General features: G+C 33.4%; 22 protein-coding genes and 1 pseudogene. 13 read left to right on the top strand and 10 right to left on the bottom strand.

What is annotated here, in order from left to right; translation table 11 throughout:
- Positions 1–37 precede the first annotated feature (37 nt).
- A complete protein-coding gene (locus Q9R40_RS08080) occupies positions 38–892 on the top strand; it encodes an AraC family transcriptional regulator (protein WP_216512672.1) in 855 nt (284 codons plus the stop codon).
- Positions 893–1,069: 177 nt separating this feature from the next.
- On the opposite strand, the gene Q9R40_RS08075 is transcribed toward Q9R40_RS08080, so the two are convergent.
- Both Q9R40_RS08075 and Q9R40_RS08070 read right to left on the bottom strand, forming a co-directional pair.
- The gene (locus Q9R40_RS08075; RefSeq protein ID WP_053107234.1) at positions 1,070–1,273 is read right to left on the bottom strand and encodes a helix-turn-helix transcriptional regulator; all 204 of its coding nucleotides are present in this window, start codon (positions 1,271–1,273) and stop codon (positions 1,070–1,072) included.
- The gene (locus Q9R40_RS08070; RefSeq protein ID WP_301050333.1) at positions 1,274–1,747 is read right to left on the bottom strand and encodes a hypothetical protein; all 474 of its coding nucleotides are present in this window, start codon (positions 1,745–1,747) and stop codon (positions 1,274–1,276) included.
- A gap of 169 nt (positions 1,748–1,916) precedes the next feature.
- Here Q9R40_RS08070 and Q9R40_RS08065 point away from each other — a divergent pair, with 169 nt between their 5' ends.
- From Q9R40_RS08065 to Q9R40_RS08035, 7 genes are all read left to right on the top strand, one after another.
- Positions 1,917–2,228, top strand: coding sequence for a potassium channel family protein (locus Q9R40_RS08065; protein WP_135352494.1), 312 nt, complete (start codon positions 1,917–1,919; stop codon positions 2,226–2,228).
- Positions 2,229–2,310: 82 nt separating this feature from the next.
- Positions 2,311–3,456 (top strand): YncE family protein, encoded by a 1,146-nt coding sequence (locus tag Q9R40_RS08060; RefSeq protein ID WP_304677216.1) that lies wholly within the window; start codon positions 2,311–2,313, stop codon positions 3,454–3,456.
- Positions 3,457–3,633: 177 nt separating this feature from the next.
- Positions 3,634–4,479: an ABC transporter ATP-binding protein gene (locus tag Q9R40_RS08055; RefSeq protein ID WP_304677215.1), complete on the top strand. Its 846-nt coding sequence runs from the start codon at positions 3,634–3,636 to the stop codon at positions 4,477–4,479.
- Entirely contained in the window at positions 4,479–5,345 is an 867-nt protein-coding gene (locus Q9R40_RS08050) for an ABC transporter permease (protein ID WP_304677214.1), read from the top strand. The genes Q9R40_RS08055 and Q9R40_RS08050 overlap by 1 nt, the downstream gene beginning before the upstream one ends.
- Positions 5,335–5,784 carry a LytTR family DNA-binding domain-containing protein gene (locus Q9R40_RS08045; RefSeq protein WP_304677212.1) on the top strand — a complete coding sequence of 150 codons (450 nt, stop codon included), beginning with the start codon at positions 5,335–5,337 and terminating at the stop codon, positions 5,782–5,784. Before Q9R40_RS08050 ends, Q9R40_RS08045 begins: the two co-directional genes overlap by 11 nt.
- Before the next feature lies 1 nt (position 5,785).
- Complete coding sequence (locus tag Q9R40_RS08040) at positions 5,786–6,175, top strand: DUF3021 domain-containing protein (RefSeq protein ID WP_304677211.1); 390 nt, start codon at positions 5,786–5,788, stop codon at positions 6,173–6,175.
- 24 nt (positions 6,176–6,199) lie between these two features.
- On the top strand, positions 6,200–6,703 hold the full coding sequence (locus Q9R40_RS08035; protein ID WP_304677209.1) for a GNAT family N-acetyltransferase: 504 nt from the start codon (positions 6,200–6,202) through the stop codon (positions 6,701–6,703).
- A gap of 267 nt (positions 6,704–6,970) precedes the next feature.
- On the opposite strand, the gene Q9R40_RS08030 is transcribed toward Q9R40_RS08035, so the two are convergent.
- Together Q9R40_RS08030 and Q9R40_RS08025 are read right to left on the bottom strand one after the other, a co-directional pair.
- Positions 6,971–7,969: an NADP-dependent oxidoreductase gene (locus tag Q9R40_RS08030; RefSeq protein ID WP_304677207.1), complete on the bottom strand. Its 999-nt coding sequence runs from the start codon at positions 7,967–7,969 to the stop codon at positions 6,971–6,973.
- Positions 7,947–8,396 (bottom strand): Rrf2 family transcriptional regulator, encoded by a 450-nt coding sequence (locus Q9R40_RS08025; RefSeq protein WP_304677205.1) that lies wholly within the window; start codon positions 8,394–8,396, stop codon positions 7,947–7,949. The genes Q9R40_RS08030 and Q9R40_RS08025 overlap by 23 nt, the downstream gene beginning before the upstream one ends.
- Positions 8,397–8,705: 309 nt before the next feature.
- On the opposite strand from Q9R40_RS08025, the gene Q9R40_RS08020 reads away from it, so the two are divergent.
- Both Q9R40_RS08020 and Q9R40_RS08015 read left to right on the top strand, forming a co-directional pair.
- Positions 8,706–9,194, top strand: a complete 489-nt coding sequence (locus Q9R40_RS08020) for a methylated-DNA--[protein]-cysteine S-methyltransferase (RefSeq protein WP_304677203.1) — start codon at positions 8,706–8,708, stop codon at positions 9,192–9,194.
- A pseudogene (locus tag Q9R40_RS08015) lies at positions 9,191–9,701 on the top strand (AAA family ATPase). The gene Q9R40_RS08020 and the pseudogene Q9R40_RS08015 overlap by 4 nt, the downstream one beginning before the upstream one ends.
- A gap of 149 nt (positions 9,702–9,850) precedes the next feature.
- Here Q9R40_RS08015 and Q9R40_RS08010 read toward each other — a convergent pair.
- The 3 genes from Q9R40_RS08010 to oxc form a co-directional block, all read right to left on the bottom strand.
- On the bottom strand, positions 9,851–10,366 hold the full coding sequence (locus tag Q9R40_RS08010) for a hypothetical protein (protein WP_304677201.1): 516 nt from the start codon (positions 10,364–10,366) through the stop codon (positions 9,851–9,853).
- A gap of 194 nt (positions 10,367–10,560) precedes the next feature.
- Positions 10,561–11,919, bottom strand: a complete 1,359-nt coding sequence (gene frc, locus Q9R40_RS08005; protein WP_304677200.1) for a formyl-CoA transferase — start codon at positions 11,917–11,919, stop codon at positions 10,561–10,563.
- A gap of 5 nt (positions 11,920–11,924) precedes the next feature.
- A complete protein-coding gene (gene oxc, locus Q9R40_RS08000) occupies positions 11,925–13,661 on the bottom strand; it encodes an oxalyl-CoA decarboxylase (protein ID WP_304677198.1) in 1,737 nt (578 codons plus the stop codon).
- 371 nt (positions 13,662–14,032) lie between these two features.
- Here oxc and Q9R40_RS07995 point away from each other — a divergent pair, with 371 nt between their 5' ends.
- On the top strand, positions 14,033–15,214 hold the full coding sequence (locus tag Q9R40_RS07995) for an AEC family transporter (RefSeq protein WP_304677197.1): 1,182 nt from the start codon (positions 14,033–14,035) through the stop codon (positions 15,212–15,214).
- A 68-nt stretch (positions 15,215–15,282) separates the two neighbouring features.
- Positions 15,283–15,543 carry a hypothetical protein gene (locus Q9R40_RS07990; protein ID WP_304677196.1) on the top strand — a complete coding sequence of 87 codons (261 nt, stop codon included), beginning with the start codon at positions 15,283–15,285 and terminating at the stop codon, positions 15,541–15,543.
- A 46-nt stretch (positions 15,544–15,589) separates the two neighbouring features.
- Here Q9R40_RS07990 and Q9R40_RS07985 read toward each other — a convergent pair whose 3' ends face one another.
- The gene (locus Q9R40_RS07985; protein ID WP_304677195.1) at positions 15,590–16,306 is read right to left on the bottom strand and encodes a DUF4097 family beta strand repeat-containing protein; all 717 of its coding nucleotides are present in this window, start codon (positions 16,304–16,306) and stop codon (positions 15,590–15,592) included.
- A gap of 86 nt (positions 16,307–16,392) precedes the next feature.
- On the opposite strand from Q9R40_RS07985, the gene Q9R40_RS07980 reads away from it, so the two are divergent.
- The gene (locus Q9R40_RS07980; RefSeq protein ID WP_304677194.1) at positions 16,393–16,845 is read left to right on the top strand and encodes a hypothetical protein; all 453 of its coding nucleotides are present in this window, start codon (positions 16,393–16,395) and stop codon (positions 16,843–16,845) included.
- Positions 16,846–16,964: 119 nt separating this feature from the next.
- On the opposite strand, the gene Q9R40_RS07975 is transcribed toward Q9R40_RS07980, so the two are convergent.
- Both Q9R40_RS07975 and Q9R40_RS07970 read right to left on the bottom strand, forming a co-directional pair.
- A complete protein-coding gene (locus tag Q9R40_RS07975; RefSeq protein WP_304677192.1) occupies positions 16,965–17,723 on the bottom strand; it encodes an NADPH-dependent oxidoreductase in 759 nt (252 codons plus the stop codon).
- 140 nt (positions 17,724–17,863) lie between these two features.
- The coding region (locus Q9R40_RS07970; RefSeq protein ID WP_304677191.1) for a C69 family dipeptidase at positions 17,864–19,051 on the bottom strand (1,188 nt) is incomplete at its 5' end.

Here is a 19,051-nt window from a genome sequence, read left to right as displayed (position 1 = left end):
AAATAACTAACTATACTTTTTGAAAAAGAGTGATATTATGACTAAAAAAGATAGGTTTAAAGACCGTGATGTAGAAATAGATTTTCAAGCAAATTGCTCTGGGCAAAGCTTAAGTGAAAGAGATGCTTATACATTTGTTTTATTAACATCAGGAAGTTTGAAAGGTAAGTTAAATGATATTTCCTTTATACTTAAGGCTCCCACTTTAATGTGTTTGAATAATGAAGATAAAATAGAAATAAATACTGATAATCATGCAGTTTTATCAAAAATAAGCATTGAACCTAATTTCCTTTCAACTTTACGGGTTTCTGAGAAAAAATATATTCCCACAAAAGTCCTCCAAATCAAGAAAGGAATGGAGCTCTTTAACCGCAAGGAAGGCTTTAATGGACTGTATCATTTGCCTACGCAAATTAATAGTCAAGTACTTAATAATTTTCTGATTGCAAGTGCAGAAATTCAAATTCAAACAGATTCTTTTTGGGTTTGTCGGATTAAAAAATCATTGATTGAAATTATAATTATGGTTCATGATTGGTACAAAAAAACGATGAAAGAGCCCCTACAAGTTGCTATTCAGTATATTTCTGCCAATTATCATAGAAAAATTACTCAAGATGATTTAGTAAGAGTAAGTCATATCAATAGAGTATCTTTGAATACTTTGTTTAAGAAAAATTATGATTGTACTTCTATGCAGTATCTTAAGCAATACCGGCTAAAAATAGCTTGTCAACTACTTGCTTTAACAGGATTAAGTATTACTGAAATTGCATATTCGGTTGGTTATAACTTTGATACATTTTTTATTAAACAGTTTGAGAAAGAAAAAGGAAAAACACCAACCCAGTATCGTCTAGAAAAACGAAAAGTGGCTGCTAATCAATAAGGACATTTTCTAAATCAGTACTAGTTTAAAAGCAGGTAATAAGGTTGTAAAATTGGCAAATGCTACAACTATGAACTGAGTGGCGTAAGACTCATGGAGCTGATTATACACAGTTTCATCTCACATCATCCTATTAGGTTATAACGCTAATAAAAAAGAGTTCGTCAGAACTCTTTTTTAATTTTGATCCTCTGGCCAAAAAAGATCATCTAATTTTTTATCTAAAACCTGGCAAATTTTGATACATAGATTAATCGTTGGATTGTAGTCACCTTTTTCAATTGATGAAATGGTTTGACGTGATACCTCTACTTTGTCGGCTAATTCCTGCTGTGATAGATCTTTGCCTGCGCGAGCAGCTTTCATTCTTAGGTTTTTCATCTATTCATCATCTCTCTCAGTTTTATAGCGATCAATCCAAATAGAAACTGCTGGAATTAGGCAGATAAGACTTAGAAAACCATTTGTAATTTTGTCTTCTAAAGAAGGATTGATAAAAACAGCCATTAACCAGATGATACCTAATACTGTTAAAAGTATTGGAGTATTATTCTTTTTGTTATAACCATAATAGGCATGGTTTAAAATTGTATAAGTCATAAAAATGAGATCACTTATGAAAATCGGAATTAAGACAAAGAAAAATCTAGGAATTGGCATTAGATTAGAGAGTAGATAGACAGCAATATCTGCTAACATCATTGAAATAAAACCATATTTATATCCACGTCCGCGAATCATTTTTTGTCTCTCATCAAACTTTGTAGGATTAGATTTTCTTAGTCCTATAACAGCTATCAAACCAATAAGTATTCCTCCTATAATGGCTATTGTGTTTGTATCCATTGAATTCATATTTTTTATCTTCTTTCATGATTCATTTTATGATGTAATTGTAAAATATTGTTTTTCTAATGTAAAGTATATTTTACATAAAGTAATAAATAAGTGCTGATACAAATTTATTACAATTTTTGATAGACTGAGATTAATTATTGATAATTAGGGTAGAGGATAAGGATTAATGAAACACCTAAGAATTTTAAGAAAAATTACTATAACAACGGGGTTTAATAAATTTACAGCTTCTTTTGTTTCATATTTGCTTATTGCTAGTGGAATATTATATTTCGTTGAACCGCAACTACATAGCTATGGTGATAGTTTGTGGTTTGCCTTTATTACTGCTACGACCGTGGGATATGGTGATATAGTTGCGACCACAGTATTAGGGAGAATTGTTTGTGTTACTTTAACACTTTATGGTCTAATTTTCTTTGGATGCTTATCTGGTGTGATTGTCAATTATTATAGTGAACTTAATAGGAAAAGATAGATTGAAATACTATGTTTTAAATGATGATACTGGTTAGGATGGAAAATAATAACTCTAGTTAAAAAGAAAGAGGATAGGATAGTTGAGAAGAAAGTTAACCTCAAAAAAAGTTTCTCGATGGTTGATTGTAGGAATAATTTTGATTTTGTGCGGAATAGTTGCTACAGTTTGGAGTGTTAAAAATTCTAAAAAGGAAACTCCATATCATAAATTAAAACCACAACCGGCTTTAGTTGATAATACGAGTACTCGTCCAGCTTCTTACACAACTAAAGAATTTAAATCTTTATTATTCCAAAATTACCCAGATATTTATAAAAACTTGAATTTTAAGCAAAAACCAACTTTCTACGTGATTCCTGGTTTGATTCAGTCAGCAGCAATTAAATATACTCCTCCTGGTCAGGGAAAACCAGGTATTGCATATGATATGGATCCGCAGGGCTTAGCGATTATTGACCATAAATATTTGATTATTTCGGCGTATAGTAAGAGCAAGACATTTGATTCAGTTCTGTGGGTATTAGATTTTAAAACAGGGCGTTTTGTAAAAACAATTGCCTTAAATAATATTGATCATGTTGGGGGGATTGCTTATGATAAAGATCATAAACGTCTATGGGTAGCCACAATTAATCAATATCAACGAGCACAAGTTCAATCTGTAACATTGAAAGAAATTGAAAAATATAATTTTAAGAAACAGAAAAAGCCAATAAAATTTGAGCACGGCACTAACTTATCTGCACCACTGCGAACGTCTTATATGACTTATCATAAAAATAAACTCTATATCGGCTACTTTGATAAAGTTCAAGGTGGTCAACTTTTTGCCTATAAACTTAATAAAAAGGGCTTATTCAAAAAAGATGAAATGCAAGATGATTTAGCTCTTCCTAATGAGAACTGGTCAACTTATTCTCAAATTCAAGGAATTAGTTTTGATAAAAATGATATTTTATTATCTACTTCATACGGGGATTTTAATTCACAATTATTAATTTTTAAAAATAAATTGAATAAACCAAACTATAATCTTGACCTTTCAGAAGCAGATAAAGCCATTATTTTACCTCCATATATGGAACAAATTATTGGTAAAGATGGTGAAATTTATATGTTGTTTGAATCCGCTACAGCATTATACCGTCAAAATCCTAATTTACTGCATATGGATAGAGTAATTAAGTTGAAAGTTAAATTTAACCATATAGGAGACAATAAATAAGATTTATAAAAAAGTCCTAAAAATACATATTTAACAATAGAACTCACAATTAAGTTTGTGAGTTTTTTATATGGTCAAAATTACCATTTATAGTCCAAGCAGCACCGCTTATTTGAAATGATGGTACAAATTTCTTTTATTTAGCTAGCATTTAGGTAAAAGAAAGAAGGTAATCACATGCTTATTGAAACTTATGGTTTAACTAAAAAATATGGTCAAAAATTAGCCTTAAATAATGTCGACCTTAAAATTGATCGAGGACAACTTGTTGCCTATCTTGGTACTAACGGCGCAGGTAAATCGACGACAATCAATATTTTAACGGGTCTACTAAAGCCAACTTCAGGGACTATTACCTATGCTCAGAATTTAAAAATTGGAGTAGTTTTCCAAGATAGTGTTTTAGATAGCAACTTAACTGTTAAAGATAATCTTTATCTTAGAGCTAAGATGTATAAAACTTTTTCTAAAGAATGGCTAGTGCAATTAATTGACCTAATTGGAATTAAAAATTTTTTGAATCAAAAATATGGAACTTTGTCTGGTGGCCAAAGAAGAAGAGTTGATATTGCACGAGCTTTAATTGATCATCCCGATTTACTATTTTTAGATGAGCCAACTACTGGACTTGATTTGCAGACACGGTTGGTGATTTGGAATCTACTTCAAAAATTGCAAAAAGAACAGGGCTTAACAATTTTCTTAACCACCCATTATCTTGAAGAAGCAGAAAATGCCGATCAAATGTACATTTTGGAAAATGGTAATATTTTGGCAAATGGATCAGCAAGTGACATTAAAGCAAAGTATGCACCAAGTAAATTGACAGTGAAGATGAAAGATAATAAGTCGCCACTTCATTCTAAAACTCTTAAGGATAATAAATTTGAGCTGGATGCATTAGATTCAAGTCAAGCAATTGATTTTTTGACTAAAAATAAAAATCAGATTGAGGATTTTGAATATCACAAAGGCTCAATCAATGATGCATTTATCAAGATTACAGGAAAGGAACTTCAATAATGGTTGCTTTAGTTAAAAGAAATATTAAAATTTATTTTTCCAGTATTCCTGGTGTAATTATGTCACTTTTAGGGGCTTTAATTGCGTTCTTTATATACATTGGATTTTTACAGAAAAATTTGGAAAGTTCATGGCAACACGTCGCAAATGCAGCACAATTACTTGATTTATGGATGATGGCGGGAATTGTTTCAATTGCAGGAATCACAACTTCTTTTCAAGCACTAGGACAATTAGTCAAAGATCGAGAAACTAGAACTGCTGATGATATGCGTTTGACTGATCTTTCTCTTTCAAAGCAAAACTTGGCGTATGCTATCTCGAGTTCAATTGTAAGCTTTTTAATGCAAATTATTACATTTATCGTGATGGATGTTTACTTTACAGCAGTAGATAAGATTAGTATTTCTTTTGGAAATAGGTTATTAGCGCTGATTTTCACGGCATTAGGAGCAATTGGAGCAACCTTATTAAATGAAATTATTGTTCTGTTTATCCATTCGTCAACTACATTCAGTCGCTTGTCTGCGGTAATTGGAGCAATTTCTGGATTTGCTGTTGCAACTTATATGCCATATGGAACTCTATCTTCTACTGCGCAAACTTTGGTAAAATTAGTGCCAAGTAGTTATGAGGCTTCTGCTTTAAGAAGTTTGTTTTTAAATAGAATTAGTGAAAATCAAATGTCAGTAAGTGTAAGAAATACAATGATTAGCTATCTAGGCATTCATTTCAAGATTAACGGTTTTCAGTTAACACGTGCAGATACAGGCTATGTGATGATTGGAATGATTTTAATTTTAAGCCTAGTGATTATTCTTGCTTCGCTGGTAATAGGAAAGAGAAAAGTTCAAATTGAAAGTTAAGTTTCAAGTAGACCCATCTTTGGATGATGAGATAGAGGTCGAAGTTAGAGCAAGTGCAGAAAGCGGCACAGTTAAGCGGCTAATCAATCACTTGAATAAATTTGGTAAAAGAAATAGAAATCTTATACCTTTGAAAACTAGTGAACGAATAGTTACTGTTAAAAGGGATGAGTTGATTAAAGTCGAAGTTCAAGGAACGAGCTTAACTTATTACACTTTAGGTGAAGTGGTGAAGACAAATGGGCGATTGTATCAAGTATTAGAAAATTTAAATGATGATTTTGTACAAGTTTCCCGTCATTCGGTAATTAACTTAAATTATTTAGAGTCACTAGAGAGTGGTTTTGCAGGAAATATGGTCGCAATTTTAGCTGAAGGATTGAAGACTGATGTTTCGCGTCGTTATTTGCCAGATTTAGAAAGAGAGCTGGGACTATAATATGAAATGGCTTGGAAAATGCGTAGATTATTTTTTTACAGGGATGGGATTTGGCGCAATTTGTTACGTATGTATTTTGACTTTTTTTAATCCAGGAGTAGCTCCAACTATCAAAGAAACAATTTCTGTTCTTGGAATTTCTGGTGTAATTGGACTCCTTTCGATGATTTTTAAAACTGATTTACCCATGACAGTAGAATTTACAATTCACTTGATAATTACATTTATTTTATTCTTGTTAATGGCAGTAATTAATAATTGGGAAGTTAGCCTAAGAAGTGTTCTTTTGTTTGTTTTCACTTATGTTATAATTTGGCTCATTTGCCTTTTGGAACAAAAAAAGACAGTAAACCGAATCAATGATAGGATTAAGAAAAGAAATCTAAAATAGAAAACATAACTGCGAGGAAAACAGATGACTTTAAAGATTCGTACTGTAAAAATGAATGATTTAGATGCAATTGTTGAGCTTGAATCAAGTGCTTTCCATATGTCAGAGGAAATGACGCATAGGGATATGATTGGACGAATTGAAAATTACCCAGATACTTTTTTAGTTGCAGAAGTTGATGGAAAAGTAGTGGGACACGTTTTTGGCCCAGTAAGCAAAGAGCGGTACATAAGAGATGAACTTTATTTCAAAAATCAACCTAATAATGCACAATATCCTTATCAAACGATTTTGAGTTTGGCGACTAGCACACATTATCGCAAGCAAGGAATTGCATCAGCTTTAATTGAAGAATTGTGTAAGATTGCCCAACAACAGAATAGACGTGCAATTACACTGACTTGTTTACCTAAACTCTTCCATTTTTATGAAAAGCGTGGTTTTATCAATGAAGGTAAGACTAGTGATGATATTCCAGATCCAGATAATGTAAGTAGTTATAACATGGTGAGAGCATTAAAAATTTAAATTTTTGGAAATCAATAAGAGTAGATCTATAATTTGAAATAAAAAGGGGGGGTTAACTATGAGCAATGAATTTTGTCATAATGGTATGAAATGTCAACAGGGATGTCCATGCGCTAGTAAAGATGGTGTTTGTCATTGTTCCATGGTAAGTGAGAAAAAGTGCGCTTGTCAGAGTCATTGTAAAGAAAAAGAAGAGTAAAATCAAAAATCTCATGTTACTAACTCAATAGCTAACATGAGATTTATTTAATTCTCGGAATCTGTTTTCTAAAAATTGATAATTACTTTCCCACGACTTTTTCTTTGCGCAACATCTGCCAAGGCGGCATTGACTTCAGTAAGGAAATATTGATTTCCAATGAGGGGATGAATTTGGTTCTTCTCTAAAATCTTAGCAGCTTCCTTAAGCTGTTGACCATTAGCTTGAACGAAGATGAAGTGGTAGTTTTGGTTACGTTTTTTTGCTTCTTTTTCAATTTTGCGAGCAGCTACATTAAAAAGCAGTTCCTTAGCCAATCCCATGTTCATTTTCTTAGCAAATTCTCTATTTGGCATCCCTTTCAACGAAACAATCTCGCCGCCATCTTTAAGAATAGAAAGTTGCTTAACAGTTTCTTCTCCACCTATTGTATCAATGACTGCATCCACATTAGCGACAGCTTTGGTATAATCTTCGGTTTTATAATTGAGAAATTTTTCAACGCCTAATTTTTCTAAACGAGCACGACTAGTTTCGTTTCCTGTAGTAATAACTTTGTAGCCTTGCGCAATTGCTAAAGGAATTGCCATTGCGCCAAAACTTCCGGATCCTCCGGATATGAAAAGAGTCTGCCCAGCTTTTAGATTCAAAAGTTGAAAAGCCTGCATCGCCGTTAATGAAGTTAAAGGAACAGCGGCAGCTTCTTGATCACTTAAGTATTCAGGAACTTTAGCCACAGCTTTTTCATTAATCACAATTTTTTGAGCAAAAGCGCCAATGTTATTTACTGGATTACGTGCAAAAATACGGTCGCCAATATTGAAGTTAGTAACTTTAGGACCAATTTTTTCTATAATTCCAACAAATTCATTTCCCATAGTTTGAGGTAACTTGTACGGAACAACCAATTTAAGATCACCATGAGAGATAAGGTTGTCTAAAGGATTAACGGCTGCAGTTTTGGTTCTGATAAGTAAGTCATGTGCACCAAGTGGCTGAGAATTAACATCTCGAATTTCAATTAACGGATCTTTTTTATCGTATTTAATTAGTTGTGCTGCCTTCATGATTTCTACTTCTTTCTAATTGTTTTAATCTTTCAATTACGTCTGCTAAAGTATCATGTTGCAAAGAATGCTGGAGCCTTTTTTCGGCATCATCTAAAAATGGAAAGACGGCGTTAACAATGTTGCGACCGACAGGACATTCTGCATTTGCATTTTGGTGAACTTGAAAAATATGAGGGTTCTCTTCTTCAACAATTTTATAAATAGTGAGGAGATCTAAATTACTAGGATCGACTAGTAATTGAATTCCGGTTTTTCCGCGATGGCTCTCGATAATTTTATGATCTTTGAGTAGACTCATTATTTTCCGAATATAACTTGGATTCGTGCCAACGCTTTTCGCAATATCAACTGAATTGATAGGATGTGGACTAAGCGCGATCATGGATAGAATATGGATTGCAATGGAAAATTTGGTATCTTTCATCTAAAATACTCCTAAGTACATAATGTATCTTTCACTAATACATTATTATATAAAATGAAGGATGTCAAATAAAACAGAAATAGATTTCTAGATAAGCAAATTGTTGTGATTGATTTACGATGATTAAATAATATATTAAGACTAAGGTGCGAATTCTCTGGACTAGAAATAAAACCAGACGTATTATTACGAACGAGATTTTTATTTTAGTATTTGGCAAATTTGAAAAAAGATTTATGTTGGATATGCAACTGATAATTTAAGCTATTTTCTATATAAGAGGCTAACAATAAAAAATAGGAGGAGAATATGAGAAAAAAGAAGATGGAAAATGTTAATCAATTAACTTTGAAGACACCAATAGGATTACTGCAGATAATTGCTACTGATGAAGCAATAGTCAGCGTAAAACCTACTAGTCATGAAGAAAATATAGTGGGAAATGAAGCAGCAAATAAGTTAGCTCAAGAGTGTAAAGTAGAGCTAACAGAGTATTTTGCTGGAAAAAGAAAAAAATTTGATCTTCCTTTGAAGCAAGAAGGAACACAATTTCAAAAGAAAGTGTGGCAAGAACTTAAACAAATTCCTTATGGGGAGACAAAAACTTACGGTGAGATTGCTAAATTAATAGATAAGCCAAAGGCTGCGAGAGCTATTGGAAGGGCCACTCACAATAATTCGATTATGATTTTGATTCCCTGTCACCGAGTTGTCGGCGCAGATGGAGGTCTAAGTGGCTATGCCTATGGTACGAAAGCAAAAAAATTTTTACTTGAGCTTGAAAGGAAAAATAAATGATTGTACTAATAACTGGTGCATCCCATACTGGAAAAACTACTCTGGCACAGCATTTACTTGAAAAATATAAATACCCATATTTATCTTATTGATCATTTAGAGATGGGGATGATCCGTACTGATTACAAAAAGCTTACACCTGAAGATAATGATCAACTTACGAACTACTTGTGGCCAATTGTGCGAGAAATGATTAAAACTGCGGTTGAGAATGAACAGAATTTAATTGTTGAGGGATGATATATTCCTTTTGACTGGCAAAATTATTTTGATGAAAAATATTTAGAGCAGATTAAATATTATTGTCTTGTAATAAGTAAAAAATATATCGAGAATAATTTTGCAAATATTAAAAAATATGCAAATAAAATCGAAAATCGGTTAGACGATAATTGCTCAATAGAGGATATCTTAGAAGATAATACTCATTATTTACAAATGGCTAAAAAGTATGGTTTAAACTATGTGCTAATTAATGAGCAGTATAAGATTGATTTGGATGATTAGAAAAGTAAAAACTCAGCTGGTTAATAAGTAATTAAGGACTAAAAAGCTTTATATGTTTTTATTGTCTGCTATATAGAGAAAATATAAGATATTAATTTTTGTACCATATAAAACAAAAAAGCTCCCGTTCAATTTGAACGAGAAGCTTTTTACTTAGTTAATTTATGTACTTTATGAGCCAAAACCATTTCTTTGTTTCGATCTTCATAAATTGCGTCTTTTACGTAGTTCCAGGGTGCCATTAGGCGACCTTTATTGTTTTTACGGAAAAGAAAGGCAGCATGATGATTTTCAAGGTGACGTAGATATCTTTTAGCATTTTGAACCTGAGTATGATGCTTTAGATTTAAGCGAGGTTCAAAATCAATAATTTTATGATCAGCATTAAAGACTGGTCTTACTTTATGGTGCCAGTGACGAGCACTAGCAACATGACGACTAACTTTTTTACCAGCTTCAACAATATTTTCTTTAGTGGCTAAACTATTCCGATCTTTTAACTCTGCATGTGGATCTAGATAATAGTTTCCTAAACCATCTTGACGATAAAGACGTAACTTTTTGAATGATTTATTATTTTTATCCGTCTTCACTTCAATAACGTCACCATTGGTATGGTTCATTAAATACATGTGATTTTTTTTAGTGTAATTTACACTCTTCATGATCAGAAATTCACCCCTTTATATATCTTATGAATCTATATTATAGACGCATTTTAAAATAAAGTATAGTGATTAAAGTAGGACTTTAAGTAATTTGTAAGAGTACAAAAAATTAATTAATGTCTATAAAAAGAAAACACTAAAGACAGTTAGAGGTTTATTCTAACTGTCTTTAGTAAATATTTAAAAGTTAATTAGTGTTCTTTGCCATCGATAATAACATGAACGCGTGGGTTCTTAGGACCCTTAGCCTTGGAGATAACCCCTTTGTTAACTAGGTCTTCAATTTGGTCAGGATCATAGCCTAACTTAGTTAAAATTTCCTTGTTGTTTTCACCAAGATCTGGTGCCCGATCGTAAGATGGAGTGTAATTTGAAAGGGTAAATGGTAGACCGATAGTCTTGAAGTCACCACGATTACCGCCTTGATCAATAGTAACAATAGCACCATCTTTGTTTAAATCAGGATCATTTTCAAGCTCATGCCAGTCAAGAACAGGACCAACAGGAACACCAGCAGCACCTAGTTCTTTAGTTAAAGTATATTTGTCATATTGCTTAGTATAAGCTTCAATTAATGGGTAAAGTTCTTCCTTATGTAATTGACGGTGTTGCCAGTCAATGAATCTTGGATCTTCTTCCCATTCAGGATGACCCATTGCTTCACAAAGCTTATCCCACTTCTTGTTTTCGTTTTGAACAACAATATAAACATAAGCGTTTGGATCAGTTTCCCAACCTTTAGCCTTGTAGCACCAACCAATAACTTGTCCACCTTCAGTATTTTCTGCACGTGGAATTGCTTTACCCCATTTCCAGTCAGGATAGACAGCATAGTGAGGAAGAGCACCTAAGTTGTCTAACATGATTTGGTCACGTAATTTAATACGACAAAGGTTTAAGACGGCATCTTGCATTGATTGGTAAACAAAGGTACCTTCACCAGTGTGTTCACGTTGAAGTAAGGCTGCTAAAATACCGATGGTTAAGTGCATCCCAGAGTTTGAGTCACCTAAGGCTGCCGCAGATTGAGTAGGAATATTATCTTCACCTTTGTTCCAACCAGTTGCAGAAGCAGCACCACCAGCAGATTGAGCAACTGGTTCAAATGCCTTAACATTTTCAAAACGTGATCCTTGGTTAAAACCTTTTAATGAAGCATAGATTAATCTAGGATTCATTTTATGAAGCTTTTCCCAGCCAAAACCATTTCTATCAGCAGAACCAGGAGCAATATTTTCTACGAATATGTCGGCTTTTTTAATTAAGTCGTACATAATCTTTTTACCTTCTGGAGTTTTAATATCAACAGTTAAAGACTTCTTATTGGCATTTAGTTGGAGGAAGTAAAGGCTCCATGAATCCTTGATATCAAGTAATTCATTTCTGGTTGGGTCACCAGTATTAGTACGTTCGATTTTAATAACTTCAGCTCCAAGCCATGCTAGTAATTGAGTACATGAAGGGCCGGATTGAACTTGAGTCCAGTCAACTACTTTAATTCCTTTTAATGGAGCATATTCATTTTGTTCGTTTTTTTCGTTCTCACTCATTTTAATTACTCCTTATCAATTTTTTCTTGTTCAGCTTCTTCAAGAGGCTTTAAGTTTAATGATGGGTTCAAATTACCAATGTGACCTGATTCTTTACCCATTGATGGATCAATTTGGACATCGATAATACTTGGACGTCCCGATTCAACTGCTGTAGCAAAAGTATCTTTCATTTCTTGATAATTAGTTACGTAATAGTTATCACCGCCAAAAGCTTTGGCAATTAAATCATATCTGCCAGTTGGATCAAGCGTTGTTGGGCCTAATTGGTTAGGGACAACATTGTCAACACCATTGTAGATACCACCGTTGTTAATAACGACAACAGTAATTGGTAGATTATACCGACACATAGTTTCAACGTCCATACCATCAAAACCAAATGCACTATCTCCATCTAGGGCGACGACATGTTTACCAGTTTCAATAGCAGTGGCAATAGCATAGCCCATTCCAACACCCATTACTCCCCAGGTACCAGTGTCAAGTCGATGACGAGGAAGTTTCATTCCAATCATGTCTCGACCAATATCAAGAGTATTAGCACCTTCACTTACAAGATAAGTATCTGGATGTTCTTGGAAGTACTCGTTAATAGGTTCGATAGCGCCGTAATAACCGAACTCAGGATTAGTTTCGCCGGCTTTGATTCTTTTAGCGAATTTTGCATCATTTTTTGCAGTATCTTGAGCAATAGCGTTAAGCCACTCAGAAGGTACCTTATAACCAGTTGCAGTAAGAGCTGGTACTAACTTGTTTAAAATAGAGGTTAAGTCGCCTTGAAGTGGAGCAGAAATCTTTTGAGAAGAATCAAATTGGGTTGCATCAATATCTAATTGGATAAATTTTGCATCAGGATTAAATTGTGGTGCATCTCCGTATGAAAGCATCCAGTTTAATCTAGCACCAATTAAAATTACGACATCAGCACCCTTTAATGATAATGAACGAGCTGCAGCTGCAGAGTGTTTATCATCATCAGGTATCAATCCTTTGGCCATAGACATTGGTAGGAATGGAATATCAGTCTTATTAATTAACTCTTGGACTTGTTTTTCAGTTCTATCATATGCTGCACCTTTACCAAGAATAATTAAAGGTTTTTTAGCTTGTTTAATAATATCAACTGCACGATTAATTGCTTCATCGCTTGGTTCTTGCAGAGGAGCTGGATCAACTAATTTGTAGACTCCCATGTTCTTTTCACCGAGATCATTGTTGAGTTGAGCAATAGTATCAGCTGGTAAATCAAGATAAACACCACCGGGTCTGCCAGATACAGCAGTACGAATTGCACGAGCAACTGCTAAACCAACATCTTGTGCTCGATCAACACGATAAGCCTTTTTACAGAAAGGCTTAGCAACATTGTATTGATCTAAGCCTTCATAGTCACCTTGTGCTAAGTCAATAATGTGGCGTTCTGATGATCCAGAAATCATAATTAATGGAAAACAATTCTTAGTAGCTTGAGCTAAAGCAGTTAGTCCATTTAAAAAACCTGGAGCAGATACAGTCATAGCTACACCAGGTTTTTTAGTTAAAAATCCAGCAGCTGCGGCAGCGTCTACGGCAGAGTCTTCACGACGAAAGCCATAATACTTCATCCCCTTTAATTCAGCTAATCTTGCTAAATCTGTGATTGGGATTCCCACAACTCCATATAGGTTGTTAATACCATTTTTTTGTAAAGCGTCAATTAATAAACTGGCACCCGTTCTACTTAGAGAGTCATCTACCATAACGTACCTCCATAGTAATTATAAATATTACTTTTTTATATAAAGGCGCTATTCCAATAAAGGATGCGTACACTTAATTTATAGCTTTTTTTGAATTGGTTAGCAAGAAAAATACTATAAAAAAACTTTTATCTTAAGATAAAGGAAGAAATGAAATACATACGTATATGTTAATAATTTTCTTTAAAATTAACGGTATTAAGAATGTTACGAGGCAATTAATGTATAGAAAATTAAAAATAACGATTTTAGTTAAATTCGAAAAATCTTTCGCTTGCTTATATCTGGATTAAGTTTATATTTAAGATTGCGATGAAGAATAATTTCATCGGGAAATATTAGACTGGTCAGATTATGAGCGAGGTATAGAGATGATTAGTATCTTAATCAATGACATAATTCCAATTTTGGTGATTATGTTACTAGGCTATCTCTGCGGAAAGTTTTACTTTTTCGATAATGATCAGAGACAAGGATTAAATAAATTAGTTCTTGATATCGCATTACCAGCAGCTTTATTTATTTCAATTGTTAAAGCTACCAGAAAAATGTTTGCGCAAGATATCGTATTAACGTTAATTTCAATTGTTGGTGTGGTAGGACTCTTTATGTTGAGTTATTACTTAGATAAATTGTTTTTCCACAGAACTACACAACAAGCTGCGGTTTGTGCTTTAATTGCTGGTTCTCCAACAATTGGTTTTCTTGGTTTTGCAGTACTAGATCCCATTTATGGAAATAATGCAACAACTAACTTAGTCATTGGAATTGTCTCAATTGTTGTTAATGCAATTACTATTCCATTAGGCTTAGCCTTAATTAATAGGGGACAGGCCTTAACAAAGAAAAAAGCTGCTTCTAATCCAAATAATAAGGGGACAAAAGTAGAAGTAGAAGACATAAAGGGTAAAGGGCCAAACAAGACTAAGAAAAAAGTGATGGTAACTATTCCCGATGGAGTACCGGTTACTGATGCGGAAGCAAAAGCTTTGAAAGAAAAAGGTATAGACCGTGAAATTGATTTAGCACGTGCTGAAATTGCAGATCATGCTGATGAACCACACAAGCAAATGAACCCAACTGTAAAGTCTGTTATCAACGCCATTAAGCAACCAGTTGCTGCAGCGCCACTAATTGCGGTTATTTTCGTGTTAATTGGTATCAGAATTCCTACTTCTTGGGCACCAACTTTTGATTTGATTGCAAAAGCAAATGCTGGTGTTGCCGTTTTAGCAGCGGGCCTTGCTTTATCAACAGTTAAGTTTTCAATTGATAAGGAAGTTATTTGGAATACTTTCTTTAGGTTATTCTTAACTCCAGCAGTAATTGTTGCAGCTGCCTATATTTGCGGGATGGGATCTGATCCTACTAAGATTTCAATGCTTTGTTTGGCCACTGGATTGCCACCAGCATTTTCTGGAATTATTATTTCTAGCCGTTACAACATTTATGTTAAGGAAGGTGCTAGTTCAGTAGCTGTTTCAACAGTATTCTTTGCAGTAAGTTGTATCTTTTGGATTTGGCTATTACCAATCTTGGCACATATGTTTTAAATAAAAGTTATGTATATAATTAAGAGATAAGATGAGTTCTTATCTCTTTTTTGTTGAGGAATTAAAACATGATAGATAATAAAAATTTGTTGCAGCTCCTAAGAACTGAACTTCAAAAGATGAATAACGGTGATAAAATTAAATTTTTAACTTATAAAAAAGATCGAAGTATCCTTGTGGAAAAGGGTGGAGATACTTTTACAGTAGTTGAAAATGGATATCGCCAAATAGTGTGGGAAAATTTAACTGAAATAGAAGTTTTAAAGAGAATGAAAAAATTACAAAAGATAGAATTTCCACGAAGTAATAAATTATATTTAAGTAAATAAAAATGACAGATTGTAGCTTTTGCAATCTGTCATTTTTACTTATATTCTATTTAATTTTGATATCTCCATCTTGTGTAGAAGCTGTTAAGACATTAGCACTATTTTTATTTTGTGTAAAAGTATCGCTAGAAGAATTACCTTTAGCTTTGATATCCCCATCATCTACATTAAGATTATAGCCACTAAAATTAGACGTAGAGATATGAATATCACCGTCATCTGTGTTTACCTTAAAGCCATTTTTACTATTTAATTTGTTAATAGTGATATCTCCATCGCTGGTATCAATTTTTCCACTTGGAGATTTTAAATTGTTAATATCAATATCTCCATCATCAGTATTCAAAGAAATAGGATTTGTGGTAGCGATATTTTCAACTTCAATATCTCCATCATCTGTTGAAAGATTTAAACTCTTCAATAGGTGTTTTGGTACGGTAATAGTGATAGTAGGATATCCGTTAATGTGGTGAATTCCAGAGGCTGATTGCTTAATTGTTAGCTTGCCGTTCTTTCTGCTGACAGTAGGCTTTAAGTTCTTAGGTCCTTCGTATTCAACGGCATATTTATCGCCATATTTAACAGAAATGTCTGTTGCGGTAGCAGAGACTTCTAGTTGATTAAAACCTTGATTACTAAGAGTAGTTTTAATTTCAGGTTTATTGTTATTGTTGTTAGAGATAATAATGCTACAAGCTGAAAGGGTCAGTCCAAGAGAGAGTAGCATAAAAATTAAGGCAAACTTTTTACTAATATTTTTCATAAAAAACTCCTAAGATAATAGGTAGGACTAATTATCTTATATTTATTGAGTAAAGTAAATTTAAATGAAAATTGGAGGGAAAGATAATGAAAAAGATGCCACCAATTCAAAAAATTTTAGAAGCTTACACAGCAATTGTGGATAAACATGTGGAGTTGAAAAATAATGAGGCTTTGGTTACTTCATCAAATGATGCAAAGACCTATACGGTAAGCTGGGATAATGACATTTACCATTCAAATGACAATGCAACTTATTGGCAAGGTTATGCAGGATATCCGATAATTGCAGTTTTGATGATTCAAGGTAAAATACCCTTTGATCAAAAATTGGCTGATAATTTTGCATTAGTTAACTGGAATGAAGTGAATGCAAAATTTAAACGTAATTATGCTAAAGCAGCCTCTGAAGTTATCAAGGAAAAAGGATTAGATGAAAAAGAGGTTATGGCTGAACTAGAGAAAGTTTATGGGGCTTTAAAAGATTTACCAATAACGATTAAACGTGGCTCTCTTCGTCCACCTAAGGCTAGTAAGTAATTAAGAATTATGAGTTGCTCTTCATCCATCGCCTTAATAACTGGAAAAAGTGTCTTTCCTAAATCAGTCAATGAATATTCATTTTTAGATTACTGTATAAACTTCCTCATTAATAATTTTTACTTCCAGTCTAAGCAAAGCTCTTGTTTATGTAGTTCTTCAGGCAATTCGTCACGATCAGTTTTGTGATTATCTAGCTTAGCGCCAGTGATTTGTTTAGTAAATGAATCAATACGACGATTTGAATTACGTAAATCATAGTAAGTAGTAACTACTTTGTCATAATCACGTAGTTCTTTTACATCGAAGTCCTTGTTATATTTTCCTTCAAAACAAGTGAACTGTAATGGTAAACGTGGTTTTAATTGTGGCTTTTGATCAGGCACGCCAACTTGCATTCCTAATACTGGAAAAGTTAATTTAGGTAAATCAAGTGTCTTAAGCATTTCAAGTGGATGATCATTAACTGTCCCAAGTGGTACGTAGCCTAAATCCATACTTTCTACGGCATTAGCAACATTTTGATAGGCAAGTAAGGTATCTTCCATTGCTTGGAAAAAGATATCAGTAGTATGCACACGACCATCATCCGTGCCAAGTTGTTTTCTAATTTGTTGATTACGATATAAATCAACGACAAAGATGAATAAATCACCTTCTGCACCAACATATTTTTGATTACATAGTTCTCTAATTTTTTTCTTTTGCTCAGGATCAATAATATGTATCAAGCTAGCATTTTGCATAAACATACTAGTTGGAGTTTGTGCAAAAACTGAGTATAAAGTTTCCAATTGTTCCTTATTTAAAGTTGTATCTTTAAATTTTCGAATTGAACGGTGATTTAATTGTGCATCAATAGTTTTGTTATGTATCATTTTTATCCTTCTTGCTAATAATTAGTAAGTATATTATAGCAGATAGTTATCATTATTTTTCTTTTTGCTATTAATTTTGAATAAAAAAGATGCATAGTAGATCTATACTTCTATGCATCGTTGTATGTATTTATTTTTACCTAATCAAGTAAGTCATATTTTAAGGTCATTAAGCCGTGACCTTCATTAACCATGTTTCCTAGTAATTCAACAGTATTGTTGTAAACTGTATCAGCCATCTTTTGATTTGCTTTGTTTAGCTTATCTTGGAGTTCATCGCCAGAATAGTTTTCAATTTCTTTATCAGTTTCATGTTGAATTTTATGGCATTGAGCAAGACTCTTTTGTTCAAAATCTGCTTCTAATTCGCCATAAACACGGAAATTAGTATCACCTAATTGAGCAGTTAATTTATTCAACCAGAAGATCTTATTTAAATCAAATTTAGGACCGGTCTGGAAGCTGGCTGGAGTAGTAGTGATATTGGTGTAGAAAGGAACCATGCTGTTAAAAGTATTTGGCCCAAATGCTAACCATTGAACACCAGCAATTTCTTCTGGAACGTCATTTCTAATTTGTAAAATATGAGTTTCAAAGTTTCTATTAATACCAATTGGACGGAAGGTCTTCTTTTGTTCAGCTGTACCTTGATCGCCGTATGCATCAAAAGGAGTGTCTTGATAGTGAGAACTTTCAGCCCATTTAATGTCTTCAATACTAATCTTGCGATTTGCGTGGCAAATAAATGGTTGATCTTGATCACTTGGTTCACCACCAAAATCAGGATCAAAATAGTTATGGATATACCAAGCACGTGGATTATTGTAGTGAGCATCTTTAATTGTTGAGGAGCCGAAGATGTGACGCAAGTTATAGCCCTCAAGGTCTGGATTTAAGTGATATTCTTCAATTAAATCTTTTAAATCTTTTGATGAAGCAAAATCATCATTATCGAAATAAAATTCATCGATATTTAGACGGTTAGGAGCGATTACGTACGCATCATCTGGAATACGGCGAGCTGCCCAGTGGTGGCCACCAATAGTTTCAAGATACCAAATTTCGTCTTTGTCAGAAAAAGCCATTCCGTTCATTTCGTAAGTACCATACTTTTCAAGGAGGTAGCCTACGCGTTCTACACCTTCATAGGCAGAATGAATATATGGCAAAGTTAGAGTCACGAAGTCTTCTTCGCCTAGACCGCCTTTTTCAAGGAGTGGATCAATACCTTGAATTCTTGAATTAGTGGTAATGGTTTCAGTTGCAGTCATAGCAATATTATCTGAATTAATACCAGCAGCAGCCCAAATTCCATTTTCACCTGATGC

It is taken from the genome of uncultured Lactobacillus sp. (assembly GCF_948948975.1).
Classification (GTDB): Bacteria; Bacillota; Bacilli; order Lactobacillales; family Lactobacillaceae; genus Lactobacillus.
The sequence above is the reverse complement of the archived record's forward strand: the minus strand, read 5'-3'. Positions and strand labels throughout refer to the sequence as shown.